The 1,714-nt window shown below is 71.3% G+C and carries 2 protein-coding genes; one reads left to right on the top strand and one right to left on the bottom strand.

Features of this window, described 5'->3' with window-relative positions:
• Nucleotides 1–1,257: hypothetical protein (locus FXN61_RS49255; RefSeq protein WP_223165921.1), on the bottom strand; the 1,257-nt coding region annotated here is incomplete at its 3' end.
• 175 nt (nt 1,258–1,432) lie between these two features.
• Here FXN61_RS49255 and FXN61_RS49260 point away from each other — a divergent pair.
• Nucleotides 1,433–1,714 (top strand): hypothetical protein (locus tag FXN61_RS49260; RefSeq protein ID WP_167980611.1); only part of this gene is annotated, 282 nt, incomplete at its 3' end.

Consider the following 1,714-nt stretch of genomic DNA (forward strand, 5'->3'; position numbering starts at 1 on the left):
CGTGGTGACCGCGCCGATCAGCTCCGCGGGCAAGCGTCCTGCCGCGGACCGGCGAGCGGAACCGCCCCGCGTCCGCACCGGCGGCACGGGCAGCAGGGGTTCTGGTGCGGCCGGGGCAGATGCGGGCAAGCCGTCAACCCACCGTTTGACGTGCTTTTCCAGCGCTGGGGCAACACTGTCGTTGAACCGCGCACGCAGCTCGTAGACGTGCCAGCCACCGGTGTGCCGCCGGATGTCGAGGTTGGCGACGATGCGGCCCTCGGCAGGGTCGCGCAACGCCATCAGCACGCACTGGCCGCGGCGAGCCTGGTCGGCGTACCACGACTCGCCGATGCAATTGCCCATGTAGCTCGACCATTTGGCCAGCTGCCTCGGCTCGCGGCCCAGTTCCACGAACAGCTCGGTGCCGTCGAGGACCTGTTGGTGCACGGCCGACAGTTCCTGCGGGATCGGGAAAACGCCGGTGCTGGCCTCGGCGATCACGGCATCCGCGCTGACACCGGCCGCGAGCTCTGCCCAGCTGCCGCAGCGGGGCGGCGGTGTCGCTCCGAACATGACGAGCTGCGCGACACCGGCGGCCGCGAGCGGCACGGAGTCGGCTCGTGGCTCGCCGGGCTCCGGTTGTGGCGCCGGCGCGTCGTAGGTCAGGTCCGGCGTTGGACGCTCGTGCCGCACCGTGGCGGATTCGTTGCCGTAGAAGGGCGCCAGCGCGTCGGCGAGGTCCGCCAGCCACAGCAGGTCGTGCGGTGCTTCCATCGAGGCCGGATCCACCGAGGCCTGATCCGCAGGGCCCGCGTCCGCGATCCGCTGTGCCAGCGGCTGTGCCGGGCTGTCGGCGTGCGCGTCGGCCAGAGGTGGCTGGTCCCAGCCGTCCGGTGCTCGCGAGAATCCCGTTGCTGCGCGCCACGGGTGCAGCGCGGACACCCGCCACGGCTTGCAGGTGTCCCAGCAGTTGTGCAGCGGTTCATCGAGCTCGCCGAGCAGCTCGGTCACGGCGTCGAACACGACCACGCCGTAGTTGCGGGCCATGGCGGTGCGGACCTTCACGTAGGTCTCGGTCTTCGCGCTGATCGTCCGGTCCGGGCTCAGCACCTGAACCAGCTGGTGGACGTAACACCCAGGCCGCGCGGGGTGGCTGTAGCGGCCCTCGCGGCGGTTCGCGGCGCTGGACCGTTCGTCCTCGGTGAGGCAGGCGTCGGCCGCGACCAGCTCGTCGCGGTGCTTCAGCGCGGCGACTTCCAGACCTTCGTCGGACATGGTTCTGGCGAACCGCAACAGCGCGGTCGCCGCGATGGCGTCCTGCAGCAGACGCCCGAGTTCCCCACGCGGTCCACCACGGCGGTGGCCGCCATCTGGCGGCGGCGGCCAGTGTTGGTTTCTCGCCGGTCGACCACCCCAGCCGTTGCAGGATCGGCTCGTCGAAGTGGTCGCGGTGGCGTTCACGGAGCTTGCCGATCCGATCGACACGGGTCTGCGTCGCGGCTCGACGTTGCCTCCGCTGCCGCTCGGCCAGCTGCGCGCACACGTGGTCCCACAGGCTGGTGATCAGCGCCTGCCGCCGAGGCCGTTGATATCCCGCCAGCACACGGGCCAGGTGATCGGCGAGCGTGGACGCCGCACCCCTCGGGAACGGGTCGATCCTGTCCGGGGCACGCAGTTCGAGCACGCGCTCCAGCTGCTCCGGGCCGAGGAGCTCCGACGCCGCCGAAGCCAG

Source organism: Lentzea indica, assembly GCF_012184385.1.
GTDB lineage: Bacteria > Actinomycetota > Actinomycetes > Mycobacteriales > Pseudonocardiaceae > Lentzea > Lentzea indica.